This is a genomic window from Streptomyces bicolor, assembly GCF_000719285.1.
GTDB lineage: Bacteria > Actinomycetota > Actinomycetes > Streptomycetales > Streptomycetaceae > Streptomyces > Streptomyces bicolor.
The window spans coordinates 49893-73443 of sequence record NZ_JOFS01000018.1 but is presented as its reverse complement, the minus strand read 5'-3'; the positions used below and the strand labels follow the sequence as shown (position 1 = coordinate 73443).

Sequence of the window (23551 nt, the reverse complement as noted above, 5' to 3'; positions counted from 1 at the left end):
ACGTGACCGATATCTCGAACCGATCTTGAACCCTCGTACATCTTCTTCCGTGGCCCGTCAGGGTCGGACAGGGAAGGTACGCGTGCCGACGAGGCCGAGTCCGCGGGCACGGAGGGTCGGCCTCGCCGCCGCGGTGAGGGTCAGCGCACGACCACCGTGCTGGTCTCGCTCACCTGGTCGACCTCCGACGTCCGGACGGTCACCTTCATCTCCCACTTCCCGGCGATGGGCAGGTTGAGGAAGCTGTTGCCCCAGTAGCCGCCCTTGTCGGTGAGTTCGGCGTCGAGGGGGCCGATGTCCTTGGCGGGGAGGGTGAAGGAGACGCGCAGCTCGGGGACGATCGAGACGCCTCCGTCCGGGCCGTAGACGAGGGCCTCGATGGAGTTGTCGCCGACCCGGCCCGGGTCGAGGGTGATCTGGACCTTGCCCCGGCCGCCGGGGGTGCCCACGTCGAACGGGACGGTGGTGACCGACGCGCCGACCACGGCGGGCGCCTGTGCCGCCGCCTCGGCCTGCGCCCGGCCGGGCAGGGTGCTGGTGAGGATCGTGGTGACCGCCAGCACGACGGCACCGACCGCGACCTCGGCGAGGACGGAGCGGCGCAGGGCACGGCGGTGGGCGGAACCGGAACCCGCCTGCGCGGAGGGCTCGAGCCCGTCGGGCGAGTCGGGCGACTCCGGCAACGGCGGACCGCCGACCGGCTCCGGCACCGGAACCGGCTCGGAGACCTTCTCCCGTACGACCGCCTCCGCGTCCACCGTCGTCGCCAGGCGGGCCGTCCAGCGGCGGGACACGGCCGCCGCCCCGAGGAGCAGGGCCACCGCGGCCAGCTTGAGCATCAGGAGCCTGCCGTACGCCGTGCCGGTGAGCGCGTCCCAGGAGCCGAGGCCGCGCCAGGACTGGTAGACGCCGGTGACGACCAGGACCGTCACGGAAGCGAACGCGAGGCCCGAGAAGCGGGCGACGGAGGCCGGGGTCAGACGCGCCCGGTACAGGGTGACGAGCAGGGCCGTGAGGCCGCCCAGCCAGACCGCGGTGGCGAGCAGGTGCAGCGCGGCGGACGTCATCGCCACCGGCACCTGGATGCCCGCCGAGGCGTGCTCGCCGGCGGCCCAGGTCACGGCGAGGCCCGCGGCGAGGACGGCGCCGTACCAGCCGTAGGGCCGGCGGCGCCTGGACAGCCGTAGGAGATAGCCGGCGGCCACCAGCAGGAGGGCGAGGCGGGCCACCAGGACGATGCCCGGGCGGCTGGTCAGGGTGCGGGTGAGGGAGTCGGCGCTCAGCGCCCCCAGCGGGGCCTCACCCGCCTCGTACGGGCCGCGCAGCACCAGCAGGGCCAGGGTGGCGGCGAGGAGGGTCCACCAGCCGGTCTTCAGCAGCCGGGCGAGCACGGGCGCGTCCGGCGGGCGGCAGACCGCCGTGAACGTCGCCGTGCCGATGAGCAGGGCCGCGGCGAGGTAGGCCAGGTAGCGGGCGATGTTGTAGAGGCTCTTGGTCGCCGGGTCCTCGGTGGGGCCGGTGTCGACCGTGGCCATGGTGAGGGACCGTTTGCCGACGGAGAAGGTGAACGCGCCGGACACGGGGTGGCTGTCGGCCGACACCACCCGCCAGGCGACGGTGTACGTCCCCTGCGCCAGCTTCGCGGGCAGCGTGACCCGGGCGGTGTCGGCACCGTTCGCGGCGTGCTGCGGCTCGCCGGTGCGCAGGCGGCGGCCGTCCGGGTCCAGGACGCGGAAGGAGTCCTCGAGCAGGCCGACGGACTCCGTGAAGCTCAGGGTGAGGTGGCGGGGGGCCGACTTCAGGAGGCTTCCGTCCTCGGGGTCGGTGGAGCGGAGGGCGGCGTGGGCCGACGCGGATCCCGTGCCGCCGAGGAGGAACAGGACCAGCAGGGGGCCCAGCAGCACCAGCCGCTGAAGTCGCCGCCGGCCGCCGTGCTGGGTCCGACGGCAGCTTGGCTGCGGGCGGATTCGGTGCCGCGGCTGTGGTCGGTCATCGCACCCCACGTCTGTCACATCTCCGTCGTCGGACTCGAGGCCTCGCGGATACATACGGACGCGGGGCGCGGCACGCTCAGCGGGGTGGGCCGACGAGTTTTCTCGCCCCCGCCGCCCCTACCCGTCCCGTCCTGAAGGGGCTGCCGCCCCTTCGACCCCGCTCCCAGGGAGCTCTGCCCCCTGGACCCCCGCTCCTCAAACGCCGGAGGGGCTGACTTAGCACGTGCGGCGTTTGAGGACGAGGCCCCTTCAGGGCCGAAGCGGGGGTCTGGGGGCGGCAGCCCCCAGGGGACGGTGGGGCCCCCTCTGGGGGAGGGTAGGGGCGGCGGGGGCGAAAAACCCGCTCACCACCCCGACCCCGCCGACACCCCACCATCCACCACCAGCTCATGCCCAGTGACCCAGGACGCCAGCCCCGACGCCAGGAACACACACGCGTCCCCCACGTCCTCCGGCCGCCCCAACCTCCCAAGCGGCGCCGCCCCTTCCCACCGCCGCACCCCCTCCGGCCACGCCTCCTCCAGCCCTTCCCGGTGGATCAGCCCGGGCGAGACGGAGTTCACGCGGATGCCGAAAGGGCCATACTCCAACGCGGCCGAGCGGGCGTGCATCACCACCGCCGCCTTGGACGCGGAGTAGTGCGCGTGCAGCGGAGCCGGCCGGCTCGCCTCGATGGACGCGATGTGGGTCACCGAACCACCCCCGCTCTGCCCCCGCATGATCTCGGCCGCGGCCTGCGTGCACGCGAAGACGCTCGACAGGTTGGTGTCCACGACCGCCCGCCACTGCGCCACGGTCATGCCCGCCAGTTCCCGCGTCGGCTGTACCCCCGCGTTGTTCACCAGCGCCGTCAGCCGCCCGCCACCCCACTCGGCGGCCTCGGCCACCACCCGCCGGCACTCCCCCTCATCCGTCAGATCGGCCCGCATCACCACGGCCCGCCCACCCGACTCCCGGATACGGGACGCCACTTCACCGGCCGACTCCACCCGCGTACGGCAATGAAGCACGACCGCGGCCCCCTCCTCCGCGAACCGCGCGGCGATCCCCCGCCCGATGCCCCCGCCCGCACCCGTGACCAGCGCGACCTGTCCTGCCAGCAGTCCGCTCATGGACGGCACAGTGTCGCGATCCGGGCGGCCTCGGCGGGATACCGGGCCGTCAGCTCCGCCAACTCGCCGTGCTCGTAGCCCTCGTAGGTGAAACCCGGCGCCATCGTGCAGCCGAAGAAGGCCCAGGACCCGCCGGTCGCCACCCGCGCGCCCATCCAGGTACCGGCGGGCACGGTGAGCTGGATGTGCTGGCCGTGCGGCAGGTCGGGGCCGAGGACGGCGGTGCGTGATGTGCCGTCGGGGGCGAGGAGCAGGAGTTCCAGGGGGTCGCCCAGATAGAAGTGCCAGACCTCGTCGGACGGCAGGCGGTGCAGGGCCGAGAAGTCGTCCGCGGTGAGCAGAACGACTATCGCGGTGCCCTGTGGCCGCCCGTCGGCCAGCTCCGGTCCCGCCCAGGTGCGCCGGAACAGCCCGCCCTCGCGCGGGATCGGCTCCAGTGAGTAGTGCGCGACAAGGTCTTCAGGAGTCACGCCGGGAAGGCTACCTGCCGCTCCAGGAAGGCGAGTTGGGCGTCCTTGCGCGGTATGTACACCTCCGGGAGGTCGACCTCCGGCAGCACGACCGCCGGGCCCGCCGTGAAGCCCTGCTTGAGGAAACGGGCGATGGCCTTCTCGTTGCGTACATCCGGGTCCACCACGACCCGCTGCCGGTCCAGGGTGAAGAAGACGTACGACGTGATGACCGTCAGGAGCGCCGAGGTCCAACCCGGCCGCCCGCCCCCGGCACCGGCGGGCGCCAGCAGCAGATGGACGCCGATGTCGCCGGGGCGGACGTCGTAGCACTCGCTGACGCGGTCGGCCTCCGGCTCGTACGTCTGGAGGAGCGCGACCGGGTCGGAGTCCCGCAGGACCAGGAAGGCGTGGTGGGTGGCGAGGGTGTCCATGTGGGCGTAGATCTCGGTCACCTGCTCCCGGGTCAGGCCGTTCATGCCCCAGAAGGAGGCCCGTTCCTGGCTGACCCACCCGTGGACGACCTCGGCGTCCGCCCGCGGGTCGAGGGGCCGGACACGGACGGTTCCGAAGCCGTCGACGACCTGTTCGTAAACCGTCTCGCGGACGGCGGCGCGGACGGCCGAGGGCTGCTCAGACATCTGACTCCTTCTCGAGCTTGGTGAAATCCGTGACGACCGGGACGAGGTCTCCCGCCAGCCACAAGGGGAGTTGGTCGCGGTGATGGGGGGAACCGGGGATTCCGCAGGCGCCGAGCGGGACCACCCAACGGCTGGCCTCCCGGTCGGCCAGATCCCAGACGTAGCGGGCGGCCGGACCGCGAGCGCTCAGGTCGGTGAGGCCGGGGACGGCCGAGGTGCACAGGACGCAGTCGTGGTCGCCGCCGAGGCCGGGTGCGTCGTACGACGGGTCGGGGAGCGCCCGCCAAGGGACGAGGCGGTGCGAGTCGCCCCAGGTTCGGCCCCCGTTCCTCCCGGTTCCGGTGGGCCGCTCGGCGGCCACGTCCTCGACCGCCGCGCGGACGGTCTCGGCGCGGTCGACGCCGTACAACTCCTCGGCCCGCAGGAGGTGTTCGAGGGCGAAGCCGACGCGGGGGAGCAGGGCCAGCCAGGGGAGGAGGACCTCCGGGTAGGCGGGCGGGGCGGACAGCGCGGCGAAGGCGGGGTGGGCGGCGAGTCGCCGTACGACGGCACCGCGCACCGCCGCGTACACGGCCGCGGCCTCGCTGCCCGCGTCCATGCGGCGGTCCCAGGCCAGGAGGGTCTGCCGGATGCGGGCGGCCTCGGGGGTGAGGCTGTCGAGGGAGCCCAGGAGGTCCAGGAGCGGTTCGGCGGACGCCAGCCGGGTGTCCATGTGGATCGCCGGCATGTCGGCGGCGGACCAGCGGGCCTTCTCACCCAGCAGCTCCGTGATGCGGTCGGCGCGATGGGGCGGGGCGAACTCGACGCCCAGAGGTGTGGCGAGCCCCCGCTGGTTGGCCATGGCGGCGACGCCGTCGGTGAGCCCGCCACGGGGCGTCTCGTGCCAGCCCTGCCAGTCGTGTCCGGGCTCCCAGGCGGGCACGAGCCGGGTGCGGTTGGCCGCGGAGCGCACCGGCACCTTGCCGGCGACCCGGTGCAGCAGACCGCCCTCGGTGTCGGCGGCCTGGACGACGTTGACGGGCTCGGCCCACAGGTCGACGGCACGGTCGACGTCGGCGACCCGGCGGGCGCGCAGGAGGGGGAGGAGAGCGCTGAAGCCGAGGTCGGCGGTGACGCGGGGTGGGTAGCGGAGGGCGACGGCGAGGTCTTCACCAAAGAAACCTTCCTGCAGCTCTTCGCGACCCTCCTCAGGCAGCCCTTCGCGCACCCCTGCCCGCTGCCCTTCCTGCAGCGCGTCGGGAACCCCCTCCGGCCCCCCGATGATCACCGGCCCCCGCTCCGTCTCGATCACCTCGACCTCGACCGGCTCCTCCCCCGCGACCTCCACCACCTCGGTGTGCCGCGTGGCGCGCCGCCAGACCCCGTCCGGACCCAGGGCCTCCACGCCCGCCCCGGTGCGCCGCAGCCGCTCCCGGTACAGGTCCTGGTAGTCGGCCATGGCGTTGGTGATGGCCCAGGCGACCGTGCCGGTGTGGCCGAAGTGGGCGATGCCCGGGACGCCGGGGACGGCGAGGCCGACGACGTCGAACTCGGGGCAGGACAGATGGATCTGCTGGTAGACGCCGGGCTCCTCGATGAACCGATGGGGATCCCCCGCGATGATCGCCTGCCCGCTGACGGTCCGCTCCCCGCTCACCAGCCAGCCGTTGCTGCCGGAGGTGCCGGGCCCGTCGGTGGCGAACAGCCCGACCGCGTCCGCGCCGAGGTGCCGGACGACCTGCTCGCGCCAGAACTTGGCCGGGAAGCCGGCGAAGAGGATGTGGATGCCGAGCCAGACACCGAGAGGGGTCCAGGGCTCCCAGCGGCCGGGCGCGAGACCGACCCGCGCGAACTCCGGCGTACGGCGGGCACCCTCGGCCAGCGCCTCGTTTACCCCCTCGACGTACGCCCGCACCCACCCCGCCGTCTCCGGGTCCCGTCTCTCCAGGTCGGCGAAGCAGCGTCTCGCGGTGTCATCGAGGCGGGCCCGTCTGACGAACCGGTCCCAGGGCAGGGCCTCGGCGCCGAGGAAGGACGCGGACGTGCCCTGCGCCCGGTGCCGTTCGACCTCCAGCTGCCAGGCCCGGTCGAGGGCGGTGACCCGGCCCTGGGCGCGGGCGAGTTCGGTCACGTCGTCCGCGCGGAGATGCGGAATGCCCCAGGCGTCGCGGTAGATCTCACCCGTCACCCTGTGTCCCTCCAATGCTTTAGGTTAGCCTTCCCTAAGTAATCCGGGCAGGAATCGTACGCGAAGGGTGAAGAAGCCATGGGGCAGGGGCACGGCTGGGAGGGCGCGGTCCTGAAGCTGCTGCGCGCGAAGGACTTCGTGTTCACGGTGACGGGCGCCGAGGACGTGACCCCGCACTACCGCCGGGTCCACCTCACGGACGGCGGCATGCTGGCGGCGACCGGCGTCCACCCCACCATGTGGGTCCGCCTGTGGTTCGACAACGCGGGCAAGCCCCACCAGCGGGCCTACACCCTGGTCGACTCGGACCCGGCGGCCGGCACCTTCGGCCTGGAGTTCGCCCTGCACGAGGGTGTCGCCAGCGACTGGGCACGCACGGTCAAGCCCGGCGACACGATCGAGGCGACCGTCCACGGCACGGGGTTCACCGACCCCGACCCGGCCCCCTCCCACGTCTTCGCCATCGCCGACGCGGCCTCCCTCCCCGCCCTCAACTCCCTGCTCACCACCCTGGACTCGGCCCCGGCGACGGTGTGGTTCGAGGGCGACCAAGCCGGCCTCCCCTTCCGCACCGACCCCTCCCGCCACGACGTCCACACCCTCCCGAGGCGCGACGCCGGCGCCCACCTGGTCGCCCAGGTGAAGGAAGCCCTGCCCGACCTCCTCACGGGCACCCCGGACCCGTACGTCTGGATCGCCTGCGACACGACGACGACCCGGGCCCTCATCTCGTACGTCCGCAAGGAGCTGGGCCTGCCGAAGCAGCGGGTGAACGCGCTGGGTTACTGGCGCCCCTGACCGGCAGGGGCGCGAACCCCTTGCGCGCCCCTGCCCCCCGCGCGCGTCCGGACGGCGCACGCGGCATGATCGGGGTCATGGACGTCACCCTTCACCTCGCCCAGGACGCCGAGGCGGACGAACTCCTCGGCCGCAGCCCGCTCGCCGCGCTGGTCGGCATGCTGCTGGACCAGCAGGTTCCGATGGAGTGGGCGTTCAAGGGTCCCCGTACGATCGCGGACCGGCTCGGCGCGGACGACCTGGACGCGCACGACATCGCCGCCCAGGACCCGGAGGCGTTCTCGGCCCTGCTGTCGGAGAAGCCGGCCGTGCACCGCTACCCGGGGTCCATGGCCAAGCGGATCCAGCAGCTGTGCCAGTACCTCGTCGAGCACTACGACGGTGACGCCGAGCTCGTCTGGAAGGGCGTCGACGACGGCCGCGAACTGCTGCGCCGGCTCCAGGAACTGCCCGGGTTCGGCAAGCAGAAGGCACAGATCTTCCTCGCGCTGCTGGGCAAGCAGCTGGGCGTGACACCCCCGGGCTGGCAGGAGGCCGCGGGCTCCTACGGCGAACCGAAGTCCTTCCGCTCCGTCGCCGACATCACCGGACCGGAGTCGCTGGCCAAGGTGCGGGCCCACAAGCAGGAGATGAAGGCGGCAGCCAAGGCGGCACGCAAGTAGCAGGAAGCAACCGGCGCCGCCACTGGGTGCCGTCGCCTTGGGGGTTGCCCGGCGTCGGGTCCGGCCGGGGGTGGGACGCGCAGCCCGGCGCGACGGGGTGCCGCTGCGCCCACCCGTGCCGCCCCAGCGGCACGACTGCCCGCAGCTGGGCGGGCGTGGAAGGACGTGTACCCCCACGGGCCTGCAGTCGCGTACGGCGGGAAGGGGACGGGTCGGGGGGTGTCCGCCCGCAGTGGCCGGCGTCAACACGCGGCACCTCCCGGCCTAAGTCCAGCCGCCGGTCCGAGGACGGACACCCCCCGGCCCGGCCCCGACCCACAACACGACCGCAGGCGCTACGCGAACCCCCACCACACCCGCACAGGCGCCGCAGGCATCAACGCGCACCCCCCGACTGGCCCGCCCCGAATGGCGGCGCGGGCGCCCTCGTTCCCAGCATGGAGCATGACCGAGCCACCGACCGGCCCTGCCGGGGGCCGGGACTACGACGACCGCCGAGTGCACGCCGGCCGCCCACCCGGTCCGGGAACGACCCACGAGCCCGAGCCGCCCTTCGAAGGCCCCCTGCACGCCGTCTCCCGCGCCGCCTGGCAGGTCGTCCTGTTCACCGGCGTCGCCTCCCTGATCCTGGGCATCCTGATCCTGGTCTGGCCCGACGCCTCGCTCTTCGTCTCCGGTGTCCTCTTCGGCCTCTACCTCCTGATCAGCGGCGTTCTCCAACTGATCGCCGCCTTCGGCACGCACAAGACGACCTCGCTGCGGGTGCTGGCATTCATCAGCGGCGCCCTGTCGGTCCTCCTCGGACTGTTCTGCTTCCGCCGCCCGATGCAGTCGATCCTGCTGCTCGCCCTGTGGATCGGCATCGGCTGGCTCATCCGCGGCATCACCCAGACCCTGGCCGCCGCCTCCGACAGGTCCGTGCCGGCCCGCGGCTGGCAGATCGTCCTCGGCGTCGTCACGATCCTCGGCGGCATCGTGCTCATCGACTCCCCGATCGAGTCGGTCACCGTGCTCACGCTGCTCGGCGGGTGGTGGCTGGTGGCGGTCGGCGTCGTCGAGATCGTCACCGGGTTCCGGATGCGGGAGCGGGCCCGCCAGGTCCCGCACGAGCTGTGATACGCGCCGCGCACCGGTACGCCGAGCGGGCGGATCTCGTGTCCGACGCGATGAACGCCGTACGGCCACCGGGGAGATGAGCTCCCATGAGCACCGCGCGCAACCTCCCGCGCAGCCGCACCTGGCTGCGGGCCCTCGTGCTGCTGCTCGCCCTGCTGGTGCCGGGCGCACACGCCCAGGCGCACGCCGTGCCCGCGGTGCTCGGAGTCTCCGGTGAGGCCGCGGAGCACGACGTCCTCGACACGGCCCTACGGCCACCGGCCCGCGCCGACCGGCGCAGCACCGCACGACGACGTGGTCCCGCGCCCACGCCGACGCCGATGCCGGTGCCGGTGCCGGCGCCCGGCGTCCCGGCACGCCTCTCCGCCGCTGCGCCCCCGCGTCCGCCGTACGTCCCGCACATCCTGCGCACCGTGGTCCTGCGCTGCTGACAGGCCCCGCGACGAGGTCAGTCAGTACGACACGAGGAGCACAGGAGCACAGTCATGCCCACGGATCACTACGCGGTCCTGCGCGCCCTGCTGCGCGCCGAAGCCGTACGCAACACCCCGAAACCGCAAGCGAAGCAGCAGAAGCCTCAGCAGCCCCCGAAGACCCGGGAACGCGGCTGACACAGGCGCGGCGGAGGACCGGACTCCCCCCGGAGCCGCCCCTCCGCCGCGCCACCGAAGCCCGGCCGCCAGGGCACCGCCCCCAAGACCGCCCACCCAAACGAACACCACCCCCAAGCCCTACCGCCTCCGCCGCGCCGTCCCGAAGATCGACCGGGTGATCTCGCGCCCGATCTGCGTGCCGATCGACCGAGCCAGGGACTTGAACATGCCGCTCCCGACGACCTGCTCGACGACCGAGGTCTGCTCCTTCTGCTCGGCCCTCTCCCCAGCCCTGCGCTCCCCGGCGGTCGCAGCCTCGCGCATCTCGTCGGGCCCCTTCGCCCCACCCGACCCCCGCAGCCGCTCGTACGCCGACTCCCTGTCCACAGCCTGTGCATACCGCCCGTACAGCCCGGACGACGTCACCGCCCGCTCCAGCGCACCCGCTTCGATCGGCCCCATCAGCGACTCCGGCGCCCGCAACCGGGTCGCGGCGACCGGCGTCGGCGCGCCCTTCTCGCTCAGCACGGTCACCACCGCCTCGCCGGTGCCGAGGCCGGTGAGGAGTTCCTCAAGGTCGTACGCCGAGTTGGGGAAGGTCCTCACCGTCGCCCTGAGCGCCTTCTGATCGTCCGGGGTGAACGCGCGCAGGGCGTGCTGGACGCGGTTGCCGAGCTGGCCCAGCACCTCTGCGGGTACGTCCCTCGGGGTCTGCGTCACGAAGAAGACGCCGACCCCTTTCGAGCGAATGAGGCGCACGGTCTGGCTGATCGCGTCCAGGAACGCCTTGGACGCGTCGTCGAACAGCAGATGCGCCTCGTCGAAGAAGAAGACCAGCTTCGGCTTGTCGGCGTCCCCGACCTCGGGCAGATCGTGGAAGAGGTCGGCGAGCAGCCACATCAGGAAGGTCGAGAACAGCCGCGGCCGGTCCTGTACGGCGGCCAGTTCGAGTACGGACACCACGCCCCGCCCGTCCGGCGCCGTCCGCAGGAACTCGGCTGTGTCGAACTCCGGCTCCCCGAAGAAGTCCGCCATGCCCTGCGCCTCGAACGCGGTGAGGGACCGCAGGATCACCCCGGCCGTGGCGGTGGACAGCCCGCCGATGTTCTTCAGTTCCGCCTTGCCCTCGTCGGAGGTGAGGAAGGCGACGACGGCCCTGAGGTCCTTGAGGTCGACCAACTCCAGGCCCTTCGTGTCGGCGTAGTGGAAGATCAGGCCGAGGGACTGCTCCTGGGTCTGGTTGAGCTGGAGGACCTTCGACAGCAGCACGGGGCCGAAGCTGGTGATCGTCGCGCGTACGGGGATGCCGTGACCGATGCCGCCGAGCGCGTGGAACTCGGCGGGGAAGCCGGTCCCGGCCCACTGCTGGTGGACCTCGGCGGTACGGGACCGCACCTTGTCGTTGGGCTGCCCCGGCGCCGAGATCCCGGAGAGGTCGCCCTTGATGTCCGCCAGGAACACGGGCACGCCCTGCGCCGACAGCTGCTCGGCGATCAGCTGGAGCGTCTTGGTCTTGCCGGTGCCGGTGGCGCCCGCGACCAGTCCGTGCCGGTTCAGCACGCTCAGCGGGACACGCACCTGCGCGTCGGGCAGGCAACGCCCGTCCCAGAGCAGGGCTCCGAGGTCGAGGGCGGGACCGGAGAAGGCGTACCCGGCGGCGATCTCCAGCGCCTCTTGCGGCAGGGCGGGAGCGCCGCCGCGCACCTCCGGGGCGACGGCCGGCGGCACGGTCCCGGAACCGGCCTTGGGCGCACGCTCTCGATCACTCATGTCAGGCCTCCGCCCGTGTCCGCTCCGAAGTGTCTCCGTATGTCCGCCCTGCTACCGCCCGCCGAACCTGCCACGCGTCACCGAAACCGACCTCACCACCGACCGGCCGCCGCTGCGACCACCACCCGGATGGCCAAAGACCAACCGACCACCACCCGGACGGCCGACCACTCACCGACCACCACCCGGACGGCCGACCACTCACCGACCACCACCCGGACCGCCAACCACCAACCGAGCCCACCACCCGGTCGGCCGACCACCAACCGCCGACCAACCGCCACTCCGACGACCGCTCGGACCACCTCTCGGACCAGCGATCCGCCATCCAGCCCCACGCGCGATCCATTCGGCCGCCGGCCGCCACCCGGCTTCCGTTCAGGCCCGTTCCGGCTTCCGATCCGGCCACGGTTCCCTCACACCTCGCCGCTTCGTCCGGCTTTGCCCCGGCTTTTCCAGCGTCGCACTCCGTCGCCATGGCTGCGCCCGGAACGTCTTGACCGGTAGGCTTTCCGTGTGATCTTCAAGCGCATCGGAAACGGCCGGCCGTACCCCGACCACGGCCGGGAAAGCACCCGGCAGTGGGCGGACGTCGCGCCGCGCCCGGTCCGCCTCGATCAGCTCGTGACGACCAAGGGCCAGCTCGATCTGGAAACCCTGCTCGCCGAGGACTCGACGTTCTACGGCGACCTCTTCGCGCACGTCGTGAAGTGGCAGGGCGACCTGTATCTGGAGGACGGCCTGCACCGCGCCGTACGCGCGGCGCTCCAGCAGCGTCAGGTGCTGCACGCGAGAGTCCTGGAACTGGACTGACGAACCGGCTCGATCCCGGACGACGCCCGGATAGCACCGGGTCGACGCCGGGTCGACGCCCCCGCGCGTCGACTTGTTGCCCCTTTCGGGTTGGACTGAGCCGTATCGAATGATCATCCGGTAGGCATCGCCGCCCGGGCGCACTACGCTGCGCCCATGAGCATGCTGACTCCCCCGGGCATGGGCGGCCAGTACCGGATCAGGGGGAACAAGTACCCGCGGATGCGCCGTCCCCGGCGGCGCGGCAGGCTCGTGGTCCTCGCCGTCGCCTCGGTCGCCGTACTCGGCATGCTCGGCTGGGGGACGCTGCAGCTCATCGATGTCTTCACCGGCAACGGCAGAAAGGCTTCAGCAGCCGGTCCGAAGGCCGACTGCGACACCACGGTGACGCCCTCGGCCGACGCGACGGCGCCCCTGCCCGAGCCGGGCGGGATCACCGTCAACGTCTTCAACGCCACCACCCGCAGCGGGCTCGCCAAGCAGACGGCGGACGAGCTGAAGAAGCGCGGTTTCAAGATCGGCGACGTGGGCAACGCGTCCAAGGAGTTCGACAAGAAGGTCAAGGGCGCGGGGCTGCTGCTCGGCCCGGCATCGTCGGAGAGCACCTCGCTGCCCGTCCTGGCCACCCAGCTCACGTCCGCCGAACGGCGCACCGACGCCGCCCGCAAGGGCAAGACCGTCGACCTGATCATCGGCGACGCCTTCAAGGCGCTGACGAAGAAGACGGACGCCGACAAGGCGCTGGCGGCGCTGGCCAGCCCCGAGCCGACGCCGTCCGCTTCACAGCAGAGCTGCTGAGCAACGCCCTACAGGGGGGCTGAGTCGATATGCGGCTCCGCCGCGCGGGCGCGACCCGGCCACAACGGATCCGCGGCCGCCACACAACCGCACCCCTACACCGAAACGGCGTTCAGACCCGCCCTACTCGGCCGCACCGTAAAGACGATCCCCCGCGTCCCCCAGCCCGGGAACGATGTACCCGTGCTCATTCAGGTGGTCGTCCACCGCGGCCGTCACCACCGTCACCGGCGTCCCCGCCAGTTCCCGCTCCATCAGCTCGACGCCCTCGGGCGCGGCGAGCAGCACCACGGCCGTGACATCGTCGGCGCCCCGCTTGATCAGCTCCTGGATCGCCGCCACCAGCGTGCCGCCCGTCGCGAGCATCGGGTCCAGGACGTACACCTGGCGCCCGGAGAGGTCCTCCGGCATGCGCGTGGCGTACGTGGAGGCCTCGAGCGTCTCCTCGTTGCGGATCATGCCGAGGAAGCCCACCTCGGCGGTCGGCAGCAGCCGGACCATGCCGTCCAGCATGCCGAGCCCGGCCCGCAGGATCGGCACGACCAGGGGGCGCGGGTGGGAGAGCTTGACGCCGGTGGTGCCGGTGACCGGGGTCGTGATGTCGACCGCCTCGGTGCGCACGTCCCGCGTGGCCTCGTAGGCGAGCAGGGTGACCAGTTCGTCGGCGAGCCGGCGGAAGGTCGCGGAGTCGGTGCGCTGGTCGCGCAGGGTGGTGAGCTTGTGGGCGACCAGGGGGTGGTCGACGACGTGGAGACGCATGTCCACAACAGTAACCGGGCCCGGTGGGCCCAGCGTCCTCACGCGCGGCAAGCCTTGGGCCAAGACATCCCTCGTGCGCTGGCATCAAACCGCCCATCGGAGGGAAAGTGGGAGGGACGTACCGGGGGTGGTGAGCCTATGCCTGAACCTGAGTCCCCAGCGGGCCCCACGCAGGACACGCAGGCGGAGAGCGACGCCGCGCGCCGCCGGCGCCGGGCCCAGTTCCTGCGGGAACTCGCCGAGGCCCGCGAACTGCGGGACCGCGTCCAGCCGCGCCGCGCCAAGACGGCCCGCCTGCGGCACGCGATGCGCATGCGAACGTTCCGCTGGTAGGGCGAGCCGCAGGGGAAGATCCGCGGCTCTCGGGGGCGTTGCAGCCGTGGGCGCGCGTGGACACCTGGAAAGCCGCGTACGATCCGCACGTGGCGGCAACGAGTGTGCTGGTGAGTCCTTTACGGACGTGCTCGCGGCACCCCTCGGGCCCACGCGATCAAAACTGCCGGACACAGGGAACCGAAGACGTCCCCTTAACGCCTTGTTTCTGCCACGATTCCGAGTGGGTGGGGCTCGGACCCAAGCCTCCCCGCCCGCAACCTCCGCCGGGGGGACCCCCAACCGGCACGCCTATGACCAGTGGGAGAGTCACGGTGTACTTCGCCGCACTGCTCGCGCGCACCGAAGACGGGTGGGAAGCGAGCGACACAGAGCTCCTCGACAATGTGGAGACCCTGTCGGATCTGGCCGACCTGGCCCGTGAAGCCTCGCCCGAGGACGACACGGTGCTCGTGCTCATCGAGCAGGAGGACGCCTGGTTCGGCGTCGTCCGGATCGACGGCGAGGAGGACCCTCGTATCTACGTCTCGGACGCCGCCGCCGCTGCCCGCAGCAGTTACGGCGAGATCCTGCTCACCGACGAACTGCTCGGCAGGGAGCCCGGCGACGACGACGCCGACCTGGACTCCCTGGATCTCGACGGCACCGAGGAGCCGGACGGCGACTCGGACGACGACGAGGACGGCGGCGCCGCCGAGGCGGTCCCGCACAGCCCCGTCGGCGACAGCGAGATCCTCGACGACCTCGGCGTCAGCGAGAAGGAGCTGAAGGCCCTGGACGCCGACGACGCGCTCAACGCGATCGCCGAGGCGCTGGGCGCCTCGGAGGTGCTGGAGACCGTCCGCTGACCTCGTACGACCAGGGGTCGACGCCAGAGGTGCCCTCGGCACCCGCGGTGCGGGACCCCGTACGCGACCGCTGGCGGGCCACGATGCGGCTCGCCCTGGACGAGGCCGAACTGGCCGTCCGGGGCGGGGACGTCCCCGTCGGCGCCGTCGTGCTGTCCGCCGACGGGTCGACCGTGCTCGGCGTCGGACACAACGAGCGCGAAGCGACCGGCGATCCGACCGCGCACGCCGAGGTACTGGCGATCCGGCGGGCCGCGGCGGAGATCGGCGAGTGGCGGCTGTCCGGCTGCACGCTCGTCGTCACGCTGGAGCCCTGCACGATGTGCGCGGGCGCGATCGTGCAGTCCCGGGTGGACCGGGTCGTCTACGGCGCCCGGGACGACAAGGCCGGCGCGGCGGGCTCCCTCTGGGACGTCGTACGCGACCGGCGGCTGAACCACCGGCCCGAGGTGATCGAGGGCGTCCTCGCCGAGGAGTGCGCCCGTCTCCTCACTGACTTCTTCCGCGCTCGGTGACCCGACTCGCTGATGCGAGCTCGGCGAATACCGATTTCAAAGCAGGGCCCACCGTGCTGTAAGGTCTCCCTCGGTAGCGTGTCCGAGCGGCCGAAGGAGCTCGCCTCGAAAGCGAGTGTGGCGCAAGTCACCGAGGGTTCAAATCCCTCCGCTACCGCTGAAGAAGGGCCCCGTCGACAGACGGGGCCCTTCGTGCTGTTGATCTCCCGAGAGGCGCGAAGGTTACACTCACCGCCGGTAACACGGGGCTCTTTCGGCCCTTTCGACTCATTCGGCACAGCAGGCATGGCAGGCACAGCAGCCACAGGGGAGGCCGCGATGGCGGTGAATTCCAAGAAGGTCGCCGTCTACGTACTCGCGGTCTTCGTGCTCTATGTGATCATCACGGACCCGGCCAAGGCCGCGGACTACGTCCAGATAGGGTTCGAGGGCATTTCGGACGCAGCCAAGGCCATCGGCGACTTCATGACCTGGATCGCCAACGGAGGAGACTCATGATCCGCCACCTCGTCCTCTTCAAGCTCAACGAGGGCGTCGAGCGCGACGACCCCCGGGTCGTGGAGGGCGTGGCGGCCTTCCGCTCGCTGGAGGGCAGGATCCCCGAGATCCGGCACTGGGAGCTCGGCTGGAACATCAGCGACCGCGCCATCGCCTACGACTTCGCCATCAACTCCGCCTTCGAGGACACGGCCGCCCTGCGGGCGTACGTGGAGCACCCCGAGCACCAGGCGGGAGTCACCCTGTGGCGGGAGTTCGCCACCTGGGTGATCGCCGACTACGAATACTGAGCCGCGCCGCCCCGGATCCACCCTGGTCCGCCCGGATCACCCCTGAGCCCTCCGCCGGAACGGCGGGGGGCTTTCGCGTGTCTTACGCGGCTCCCCACCCCCCAACACGGGATTATGCGGTGCTTGAACACAATGAACTGTCTTGTGATGCTATGACCGCTTTTGACCGATGAGTTGATGGATCACGAGGTGGAGTTGACCGTGCCGGCCAGTACTGCGCCTCAAGCCCCGAGCCCCCAGGCCCCAGGCCCGCAGGCGCCCAGTCAGGAGGACACCGCCACGGCCGCGCCACCCCGGTCCCGCGGAGCCGACACCCGGGCGCTCACCCAGGTGCTCTTCGGCGAGCTCAAGGAACTGAAACCGGGCACGCCGGAGCACAACCGCGTGCGCGGAGCGCTCATCGAGGCGAACCTCCCGCTCGTGCGCTACGCGGCCGCCCGTTTTCGCTCCCGCAACGAGCCCATGGAGGACGTGATCCAGGTCGGCACCATCGGGCTCATCAACGCCATCGACCGCTTCGACCCGGACCGGGGCGTGCAGTTCCCGACGTTCGCGATGCCCACCGTCGTCGGCGAGATCAAGCGCTACTTCCGCGACAACGTCCGCACGGTCCACGTGCCACGCCGGCTGCACGAGCTGTGGGTCCAGGTCAACAGCGCGACCGAGGATCTCACCACCACCTTCGGGCGCACCCCCACGACCGCCGAGATCGCCGAGCGGCTGCGCATCACCGAGGACGAGGTGCTGTCCTGCATCGAGGCGGGCCGGTCGTACCACGCCACCTCACTGGAGGCCGCGCAGGAGGGCGACGGGCTGCCCGGACTGCTGGACCGGCTCGGCTACGAGGACCCCGCCCTGGACGGCGTGGAGCACCGCGACCTCGTCCGGCACCTGCTGGTGCAACTCCCCGAACGCGAGCAGAGAATCCTTCTCCTGCGGTACTACAGCAACCTCACCCAGTCGCAAATCAGTGCGGAACTCGGGGTCTCACAGATGCACGTTTCGAGGCTACTCGCGCGTAGCTTCCAGCGGCTGCGTTCGGCGAACCGGATCGACGCGTAACCGCAAACAGGATCGAGCTATAACCGGCGCGAGCGAATCGCTCACCAGGGCGGATCCCGACAGTTCCGGCCCGAAACACCGTCAGACCCCCTTTATCCAGGGCGGATTCGAGTCTCACATGTCGACATGTCACTACAGCGTGTTGCCGACATGTGACATTCTTCGGGAAGCGCGTTTGCCGTGGCTTCGGCTCCGGTATTCAGGTGAAGGCTGGCGTTCCTCGATCGGAGCGTTCGCCACGACCGTCCCGCGACCCAAAGGGGGTGGCATGTCCGCAGACCAGGGCAGCTCGAAGGTGCTCACGCTCGCGAAGAGCGAGTCCGCGCCCGACGCCGCGCTCGGCCCCATCGACGATGTGACGGCCCTGGCGGCCGCCGAGGCGCCGGCCCTTCCGGCCACCGATGTCCCGGCCGTACCGGCCTCGGGGGACATCGACACCCGCACCCTGTCCCGCTCCCTGTTCCTGCGGCTCGCCGCCCTGGACGAGAACAGCCCCGAGCGTGCTTACGTCCGGGACACCCTGATCGAGCTCAACCTCCCGCTCGTGCGCTACGCGGCGGCCCGCTTCCGCTCGCGCAACGAGCCGATGGAGGACATCGTCCAGGTCGGCACCATCGGCCTGATCAAGGCGATCGACCGCTTCGACTGCGAACGGGGCGTGGAGTTCCCGACGTTCGCGATGCCGACCGTGGTCGGCGAGATCAAGCGGTTCTTCCGCGACACCTCCTGGTCGGTGCGCGTCCCGCGCCGCCTGCAGGAGCTGCGCCTGGCCCTCACCAAGGCCAGCGACGAGCTCTCCCAGAAGCTGGACCGCTCCCCGACGGTCACCGAACTCGCCACCGTACTGGGTGTCTCCGAGGAGGACGTCGTCGACGGCCTCGCGGTCGGCAACGCCTACACGGCCTCCTCGCTGGACTCCCCGGCCCCGGAGGACGACGGCGGCGAGGGCTCCCTGGCCGACCGGCTCGGCTACGAGGACACCGCCCTCGAGGGCGTCGAGTACCGCGAGTCCCTCAAGCCGCTGCTGGCCAAACTGCCGCCCCGCGAGCGGCGGATCATCATGCTGCGCTTCTTCGCCAACATGACCCAGTCGCAGATCGGCGAGGAGGTCGGCATCTCCCAGATGCATGTCTCCCGCCTGCTGACCCGGACCCTGGCGCAGCTGCGCGAAGGCCTGATCTCCGACTGACCCCTTCATATTTGACGGAGCGTCAGCCACCATGGCCCGATGCTTCGCTCATCCTGGACGACATGGACACATGGCCGTCGGTGCGCCCTGCTCGGCGCGTCGGCGGCCGTCGTCTGCCTGGGCGGGATGCCGGCCGCGTGCGGGGGCGGTGGGAGCGGTGACGGGTACGTCGCGACAGGCGCGGCGGGTGGTCCGCCGAGGGGTACGGCGGTCGTGCCCACTGGCGAGGTGACGATGGTGCCGCTGGACCGGCCGGTCAGCGACGAGGACAGCGGGGGCGGTACGAGCAACTACCCCGAGCGGGAGGGACTTCAAGAACCGTCCGCCGACCCGACGGCCGCGGAACGCCCTGTCGGCACACCGAGCGACGCCCCCGAAACCGCGGCCCCGCCAAGCAGTTCACCCGTCCCCTCGTCGCCCCCCGCGTCGCCGGCGACGTCCCCGTCCCCCGCGAAACTCACGGTCGGCGACCCCGAACGGGAGCCCACCGACAAGCGCTGGTGCGAGAGAGTGACCCTCGACTTCCACAACTCGGGCGGCACAGCCGTGCGTTCGGGCACCGTCACCTTCGGCACCCACATCATCGGCGCGCTCGGCATCGACTGGGCGACGATCGAGTCGACGGAGAAGCTCCCGGCACCGATCGGAGCCGGGGCGCGCAAGGAGAAGACCTGGACGGTGTGCGTCGACAGCTGGCGCGTGCCGCTGGGCATGCACATCGAGACGCGGGACGTCACCGTCCGGTGGGAGTAGAGGACGTACGCCCTACTTGCCGAACGCCAGCCAGGCCACCGCCGCGAGGGCGGCCACGGCGGCGACGACGCCGAGGATCAGGCCGATGCGCGGGCCGCCGGAGGGGGAGGCCTGCTGCCGGCCGCCCTGCGGGCCCTCGTCGACGAACGCGCGGAACATCTGGGTGCTGCCTGCGGGGTCGTGGTTGCCCTGGGGGTTCTGGGTGTTAGCCATGGCCTGAGACCCTAGCGAATCCGTCCGTTCGGCCCAAGTGGGGGCCGCGGGCCTGCACAGGGGGTCACAGGACCCACCCCACCTGCACATTTACGGTCGCAATACTTGCCTTTGCCAACTTTTTGCGGCGGTAACCCGGGATTTATTTGCCTGTAGCAACCAAACGCTTCTATGGTTGCCCTAAGCAACAAACACGGGAGGTGTGATGGCCGAGCAGGCGCAGTACGAGGAGCTGGTCCGCCAGTTCAGTGCCTTCGGCGCCGTGAAGCGGGAGATGGGACGGACGCTGCCGTCCGACTGCCCCTCCGGATCCGCCGCCGTACTGACGTTGCTGGCCCGCCACGGAGACATGCGCATGAGCAAGCTCGCCGAGCTGCTCGCCGTGGACATGTCGGTCACCAGCCGCCATGTCGCCCACGTCGCCGAGCACGGCTGGATCGAGCGCTCCCCCGACCCGGCGGACAAGCGCAGCCGCATCCTCCACCTCACCCCGGCAGGTGAGGACCGTGTCCGGGAGATGTCCCGGCGGACCACGCAGATGCTCGCCGAGCGGCTGAGCGACTGGACCGACGACGAGGTCGCCCAGCTCACCCGGCTCATGGCCCGGCTGAGAGCCAGCTTCGACGACTGCCGTACACCCGCGATCACCCAGTGAAAGCCAGCAAGAGAAGGAAGCCCATGGCAACGACCACACCAGCCGGTGTGCGGGCCGCCCACGCCAAGCACGGGAGCGGAGCCGCGGCCGGCACTCCCATGACGCACCGGCAGATCATGGAAGCGCTGACCGGGCTGCTGCTCGGCATGTTCGTCGCGATCCTGTCGTCGACGATCGTCTCCAACGCCCTGCCCGACATCATCAAGGACCTCGGCGGCGGCCAGAGCGCCTACACCTGGGTGGTCACCGCGTCGCTGCTGGCGATGACCGCGTCGACGCCGCTGTGGGGCAAGCTCGCCGACCTCTTCTCCAAGAAGCTGCTGATACAGATCGCGCTGGTCATCTTCGTGGCCGGGTCCGCGGCGGCCGGTCTGTCCCAGAACCCGGGCACGCTCATCACCTTCCGTGCCGTCCAGGGCATCGGCATGGGCGGTCTTTCCTCGCTGGCCCAGATCATCCTCGCGGCGATGATCTCCCCGCGTGAGCGCGGTCGCTACAACGGCTACCTCGGCGCCACCTTCGCCACCGCGATGGTCGGCGGCCCGCTGATCGGCGGCGTCATCACCGACACCGACTGGCTCGGCTGGCGCTGGTGCTTCTACGTCGGCGTGCCCTTCGCCGTGATCGCGCTCGTCGTGCTCCAGCGCACCCTGCACCTCCCGGTCGTCAGGCGGAAGGTCAAGGTCGACTGGGCGGGCGCCTTCTTCATCACCGCCGCGGTCTGCCTGCTGCTGATCTGGGTGACCTTCGCCGGTGACAAGTACGAGTGGCTGTCCTGGCAGACGTACGCCATGACGGGCGGCGCGCTCGCACTGCTCCTGCTCTTCGTCCTCGTCGATTCCAGGGCGAGCGAGCCGATCATCCCGCTGCGCCTGTTCCGCAACCGCACCATCACGCTCGCCTCGCTGGCGTCGCTCTTCGTCGGCATCGCGATGTTCGCGGGCACGATCTTCTTCAGCCAGTACTTCCAGCTGGCCCGGGGCGAGTCGCCGACCATGTCCGGCGTCCTGACCATCCCGATGATCGTCGGCCTGTTCGTCTCGTCGACCGTCTCCGGCCAGGTCATCACCCGCACCGGCCGCTGGAAGGCCTGGCTGCTCGCCGGCGGTGTGCTGGTGACCGCGGGCCTCGGGCTGCTGGGCACGATCCGCTACGACACCGAGTACTGGCACGTCGCGATCTTCATGGCCCTGCTCGGTCTCGGCGTCGGCATGATGATGCAGAACCTGGTCCTGGCCACGCAGAACCAGGTGGACCCGAGCGACCTGGGCGCCGCCAGCTCGGTGGTGAACTTCTTCCGCTCTCTCGGCGGTGCCATGGGCGTCTCGGCGCTCGGCGCGGTCCTCAGCCACCGCATCACCCACTACGCCGAGGAGGGCCTGACCAAGCTCGGCGTGCAGGGCTCGTCGGGCCACGGCGAGATCCCGGACCTCGACGCGCTGCCGGCCCCGGTGCGCACGGTCATCGAGAGCGCGTACGGCCACGGCGTCGCGGACGTCTTCCTGTACGCCGCGCCGATCGCCTTCCTCGCCCTGCTGTTCGCCCTGTTCATCAAGGAGGTTCCGCTGAGGACGAAGGGCGCGCTGGCGCAGGCCGCCGAGCGGGAGGCTCCCGAGGCCGCCGAGGTCACCAGGGTCGCCGAGGCCGCCGCGCCGGCCGCCGCGCGGGAGCGGGTCCCGAGCTGGGCGGTCACGTCGGAGACGGAGACCGCTCCCGACGGCACCCGGCAGCTCGGGGCCGTGGCCACGGTGGCACGGCCCGAGGAGTCCGCCAGTGGCGGTGTCCCGGTCCGCGGCTTCGTGCGCGGCGCCGAGAGCGCGCCGGTGCCGCAGGCGGCGGTCACGCTGATCTCGCTGGCCGGACGTCAGCTCGGCCGGTCGGTGGCGCAGGCCGACGGTTCGTACGCGGTGGACGCGCCGGGCGCGGGATCGTACGTCCTGATCGCCTCCGCCGACGGCTTCCAGCCGCAGGCGTCCACGATCGTCGTGAACGGCGACGAGCCGGTGGCGTACGACATCCTGCTCAGCGGCACGAGTGGCCTGAGCGGCGTCGTCCGGACCGCGGGCAGCGCGCTGCCGGTCAAGGACGCGATGGTCATCGTCACCGACGTCCGCGGCGACCTGCTGGCCACTGCCGCCACCGGTGAGCAGGGCGAGTTCGGCTTTGCCGAGCTGGTGCCGGGTGCCGTGACCGTCGCGGTGAACGCCGCCGGGTTCCGGCCGCGCGCCCTGCCCGTCGAGATCGGCGGCACCGGGGTCACCCGGATCGAGGTCGACCTGGAGGCAGGCGCCCAGCTCCAGGGCGTCGTACGGGCACCGCACGGTCCGCTGGCCGACGCGCGGGTCACCTTGGTCGACGCGGCGGGCAACGTCGTGGGCACGGCGACGACGGGTCCGGACGGGGCGTACGCCTTCACCGATCTGGACGGCGGCGAGTACACGGTCATCGCGACGGGCTACCCGCCGGTGGCGACGGCACTGACGGTCACCGGCCGCGGCGTCGACGACCACGACATCGAACTCGCCCATCCCGGCGAGTAGTTGGACCCCGGCCCGTGGTGGTCGGCGCGCTCTGAGCGGAGGTGCGCCGGTGCCGCGGGCCGGTTTCTTTGAGCTTGTGAGGAGTACGTGAGATGGGACTGACCGCGAGGATCCGTACCCGGGACGGATGGGCCGTGTCGCACGCGGTCGTCACGGTGACGGACATGACCGGAGCGCAGGTGCTGCGGGCGGAGGCGGACGCCGAGGGGACGGTACGGGACGCGAACCCCCTGCCCCCGGGGCCGTACACCGTCATCGTCACCGCCGTCGGCTACGCCCCCGCCGCCGCGACCGCGATCGTGACGGCGAGCGGCCGCGCGGAGGTGGGCACGGTGACGCTGGCCCGTCAGGGCGGCACCGAACTGCCACCGCCGGGCCCGTGGACCATCGACCCCGCGCACTCCACGGTCGCCGCCGTCGCCCAGCACCTGGGCATCTCCAGCGTGCACGGCCGGTTCACGGAGTTCTCGGGCTCGATCGAGATCGCGCCGGACGACGTGGCCAAGTCGCGGGTGGAGGCGGTGCTCCGGGCCGGCTCGATCGATACGGGGAACGGCATGCGCGACGGGCATCTGAAGTCGCCGGACTTCCTGGATGCGGAGAAGTACCCCGAGATCACATATCGGTCGACGGGGCTCACGGCGGCTGCGGGGAGCGACCGCTGGACGGTGCATGGGGAGTTGCGCATGCATGGCGTTGTACGGCCGGTGGACCTCGACCTCGCCTACCTCGGCACGGGGGCCGACCCGTGGGGTGGGACTCGGGCGGCGTTCCGGGCGACGACGGAACTGCACCGGGACGACTTCGCCATGAACTACAACCAGGTCGTGCAGGCGGGGATCGCGGCCATCGGGACGACGCTCAGGGTGGAGCTGGACATTCAGGCTGTGCAGGGGGAAGTGCTGCCGCAGGCGTGACGCGCGGTTCGTGCGAGTCTTGCGGGTCGTGCGTCGCCGCTGTTTCGACAGGCGAGCGGCAAGCGT

General features: G+C 71.4%; 26 protein-coding genes and 1 tRNA gene. 19 read left to right on the top strand and 8 right to left on the bottom strand.

From position 1 onward, the window contains the following. Positions 1 to 140: 140 nt before the first annotated feature. The 5 genes from IF78_RS0123775 to IF78_RS0123755 form a co-directional block, all read right to left on the bottom strand. Positions 141 to 1904, bottom strand: coding sequence for a copper resistance CopC/CopD family protein (locus IF78_RS0123775; RefSeq protein WP_031484340.1), 1764 nt, complete (start codon positions 1902 to 1904; stop codon positions 141 to 143). 434 nt (positions 1905 to 2338) lie between these two features. After that, on the bottom strand, positions 2339 to 3106 hold the full coding sequence (locus tag IF78_RS0123770) for an SDR family NAD(P)-dependent oxidoreductase (protein ID WP_107050001.1): 768 nt from the start codon (positions 3104 to 3106) through the stop codon (positions 2339 to 2341). Continuing rightward, on the bottom strand, positions 3103 to 3576 hold the full coding sequence (locus tag IF78_RS0123765; RefSeq protein ID WP_031484336.1) for a cupin domain-containing protein: 474 nt from the start codon (positions 3574 to 3576) through the stop codon (positions 3103 to 3105). Before IF78_RS0123765 ends, IF78_RS0123770 begins: the two co-directional genes overlap by 4 nt. Next, positions 3573 to 4196: a GNAT family N-acetyltransferase gene (locus IF78_RS0123760; protein WP_031484335.1), complete on the bottom strand. Its 624-nt coding sequence runs from the start codon at positions 4194 to 4196 to the stop codon at positions 3573 to 3575. The genes IF78_RS0123765 and IF78_RS0123760 overlap by 4 nt, the downstream gene beginning before the upstream one ends. Next, positions 4189 to 6363 carry a penicillin acylase family protein gene (locus tag IF78_RS0123755; RefSeq protein WP_031484333.1) on the bottom strand — a complete coding sequence of 725 codons (2175 nt, stop codon included), beginning with the start codon at positions 6361 to 6363 and terminating at the stop codon, positions 4189 to 4191. The genes IF78_RS0123760 and IF78_RS0123755 overlap by 8 nt, the downstream gene beginning before the upstream one ends. A 78-nt stretch (positions 6364 to 6441) precedes the next feature. Between IF78_RS0123755 and IF78_RS0123750 the strand changes: the two genes are divergently transcribed. From IF78_RS0123750 to IF78_RS50465, 5 genes are all read left to right on the top strand, one after another. Beyond that, positions 6442 to 7161 carry a siderophore-interacting protein gene (locus IF78_RS0123750; RefSeq protein WP_031484331.1) on the top strand — a complete coding sequence of 240 codons (720 nt, stop codon included), beginning with the start codon at positions 6442 to 6444 and terminating at the stop codon, positions 7159 to 7161. 77 nt (positions 7162 to 7238) lie between these two features. Then, positions 7239 to 7823: an HhH-GPD-type base excision DNA repair protein gene (locus IF78_RS0123745; protein ID WP_031484328.1), complete on the top strand. Its 585-nt coding sequence runs from the start codon at positions 7239 to 7241 to the stop codon at positions 7821 to 7823. Between the two features lie 444 nt (positions 7824 to 8267). After that, positions 8268 to 8939 (top strand): HdeD family acid-resistance protein, encoded by a 672-nt coding sequence (locus IF78_RS0123740; RefSeq protein ID WP_031484326.1) that lies wholly within the window; start codon positions 8268 to 8270, stop codon positions 8937 to 8939. A gap of 86 nt (positions 8940 to 9025) precedes the next feature. After that, complete coding sequence (locus tag IF78_RS0123735; protein WP_031484323.1) at positions 9026 to 9370, top strand: hypothetical protein; 345 nt, start codon at positions 9026 to 9028, stop codon at positions 9368 to 9370. 54 nt (positions 9371 to 9424) lie between these two features. Beyond that, positions 9425 to 9550 carry a hypothetical protein gene (locus IF78_RS50465; RefSeq protein WP_267882967.1) on the top strand — a complete coding sequence of 42 codons (126 nt, stop codon included), beginning with the start codon at positions 9425 to 9427 and terminating at the stop codon, positions 9548 to 9550. A 120-nt stretch (positions 9551 to 9670) separates the two neighbouring features. Here the strand turns inward: IF78_RS50465 and IF78_RS0123725 are convergent, their stop codons facing one another. Beyond that, a complete protein-coding gene (locus IF78_RS0123725; RefSeq protein ID WP_031484321.1) occupies positions 9671 to 11302 on the bottom strand; it encodes a helicase HerA-like domain-containing protein in 1632 nt (543 codons plus the stop codon). Between the two features lie 516 nt (positions 11303 to 11818). Here IF78_RS0123725 and IF78_RS0123720 point away from each other — a divergent pair. Together IF78_RS0123720 and IF78_RS0123715 are read left to right on the top strand one after the other, a co-directional pair. Then, positions 11819 to 12115 carry a type II toxin-antitoxin system VapB family antitoxin gene (locus tag IF78_RS0123720; RefSeq protein WP_003999914.1) on the top strand — a complete coding sequence of 99 codons (297 nt, stop codon included), beginning with the start codon at positions 11819 to 11821 and terminating at the stop codon, positions 12113 to 12115. A 180-nt stretch (positions 12116 to 12295) separates the two neighbouring features. Then, positions 12296 to 12913 (top strand): LytR C-terminal domain-containing protein, encoded by a 618-nt coding sequence (locus IF78_RS0123715; protein ID WP_031484317.1) that lies wholly within the window; start codon positions 12296 to 12298, stop codon positions 12911 to 12913. Between the two features lie 123 nt (positions 12914 to 13036). Here IF78_RS0123715 and upp read toward each other — a convergent pair whose 3' ends face one another. Then, positions 13037 to 13672 carry a uracil phosphoribosyltransferase gene (gene upp / locus IF78_RS0123710; protein ID WP_031484316.1) on the bottom strand — a complete coding sequence of 212 codons (636 nt, stop codon included), beginning with the start codon at positions 13670 to 13672 and terminating at the stop codon, positions 13037 to 13039. Positions 13673 to 13810: 138 nt separating this feature from the next. Here upp and IF78_RS0123705 point away from each other — a divergent pair, with 138 nt between their 5' ends. The 9 genes from IF78_RS0123705 to IF78_RS0123665 all read left to right on the top strand — a co-directional run bounded on the left by IF78_RS0123705 (position 13811) and on the right by IF78_RS0123665 (position 19160). Beyond that, positions 13811 to 14005 (top strand): hypothetical protein, encoded by a 195-nt coding sequence (locus IF78_RS0123705; RefSeq protein ID WP_031484314.1) that lies wholly within the window; start codon positions 13811 to 13813, stop codon positions 14003 to 14005. Positions 14006 to 14319: 314 nt separating this feature from the next. Next, positions 14320 to 14853 carry a tRNA adenosine deaminase-associated protein gene (locus IF78_RS0123700; RefSeq protein ID WP_031484311.1) on the top strand — a complete coding sequence of 178 codons (534 nt, stop codon included), beginning with the start codon at positions 14320 to 14322 and terminating at the stop codon, positions 14851 to 14853. An 83-nt stretch (positions 14854 to 14936) separates the two neighbouring features. Beyond that, on the top strand, positions 14937 to 15368 hold the full coding sequence (tadA, locus tag IF78_RS0123695; protein WP_031484310.1) for a tRNA adenosine(34) deaminase TadA: 432 nt from the start codon (positions 14937 to 14939) through the stop codon (positions 15366 to 15368). Between the two features lie 72 nt (positions 15369 to 15440). Then, positions 15441 to 15525, top strand: a tRNA-Ser gene (locus IF78_RS0123690). Positions 15526 to 15686: 161 nt separating this feature from the next. Further along, on the top strand, positions 15687 to 15866 hold the full coding sequence (locus IF78_RS0123685) for a hypothetical protein (protein WP_031484308.1): 180 nt from the start codon (positions 15687 to 15689) through the stop codon (positions 15864 to 15866). Next, positions 15863 to 16156: a Dabb family protein gene (locus IF78_RS0123680; protein WP_031484306.1), complete on the top strand. Its 294-nt coding sequence runs from the start codon at positions 15863 to 15865 to the stop codon at positions 16154 to 16156. Before IF78_RS0123685 ends, IF78_RS0123680 begins: the two co-directional genes overlap by 4 nt. A 177-nt stretch (positions 16157 to 16333) precedes the next feature. Beyond that, complete coding sequence (locus IF78_RS0123675; RefSeq protein ID WP_199921421.1) at positions 16334 to 17218, top strand: RNA polymerase sigma factor SigF; 885 nt, start codon at positions 16334 to 16336, stop codon at positions 17216 to 17218. Positions 17219 to 17486: 268 nt separating this feature from the next. Continuing rightward, the gene (locus tag IF78_RS0123670; RefSeq protein ID WP_031484301.1) at positions 17487 to 18407 is read left to right on the top strand and encodes an RNA polymerase sigma factor SigF; all 921 of its coding nucleotides are present in this window, start codon (positions 17487 to 17489) and stop codon (positions 18405 to 18407) included. Positions 18408 to 18446: 39 nt separating this feature from the next. Beyond that, positions 18447 to 19160, top strand: a complete 714-nt coding sequence (locus IF78_RS0123665) for a hypothetical protein (protein ID WP_031484300.1) — start codon at positions 18447 to 18449, stop codon at positions 19158 to 19160. A gap of 12 nt (positions 19161 to 19172) precedes the next feature. Here IF78_RS0123665 and IF78_RS0123660 read toward each other — a convergent pair whose 3' ends face one another. Further along, positions 19173 to 19373 carry a hypothetical protein gene (locus IF78_RS0123660; protein WP_031484297.1) on the bottom strand — a complete coding sequence of 67 codons (201 nt, stop codon included), beginning with the start codon at positions 19371 to 19373 and terminating at the stop codon, positions 19173 to 19175. Positions 19374 to 19578: 205 nt separating this feature from the next. On the opposite strand from IF78_RS0123660, the gene IF78_RS0123655 reads away from it, so the two are divergent. From IF78_RS0123655 to IF78_RS0123645, 3 genes are all read left to right on the top strand, one after another. Beyond that, positions 19579 to 20028, top strand: a complete 450-nt coding sequence (locus IF78_RS0123655; protein WP_031484295.1) for a MarR family winged helix-turn-helix transcriptional regulator — start codon at positions 19579 to 19581, stop codon at positions 20026 to 20028. 98 nt (positions 20029 to 20126) lie between these two features. Continuing rightward, positions 20127 to 22568 (top strand): MFS transporter, encoded by a 2442-nt coding sequence (locus IF78_RS0123650; protein WP_031484292.1) that lies wholly within the window; start codon positions 20127 to 20129, stop codon positions 22566 to 22568. 92 nt (positions 22569 to 22660) lie between these two features. Then, positions 22661 to 23485, top strand: coding sequence for a YceI family protein (locus IF78_RS0123645; RefSeq protein ID WP_031484291.1), 825 nt, complete (start codon positions 22661 to 22663; stop codon positions 23483 to 23485). Positions 23486 to 23551: the final 66 nt, after the last annotated feature.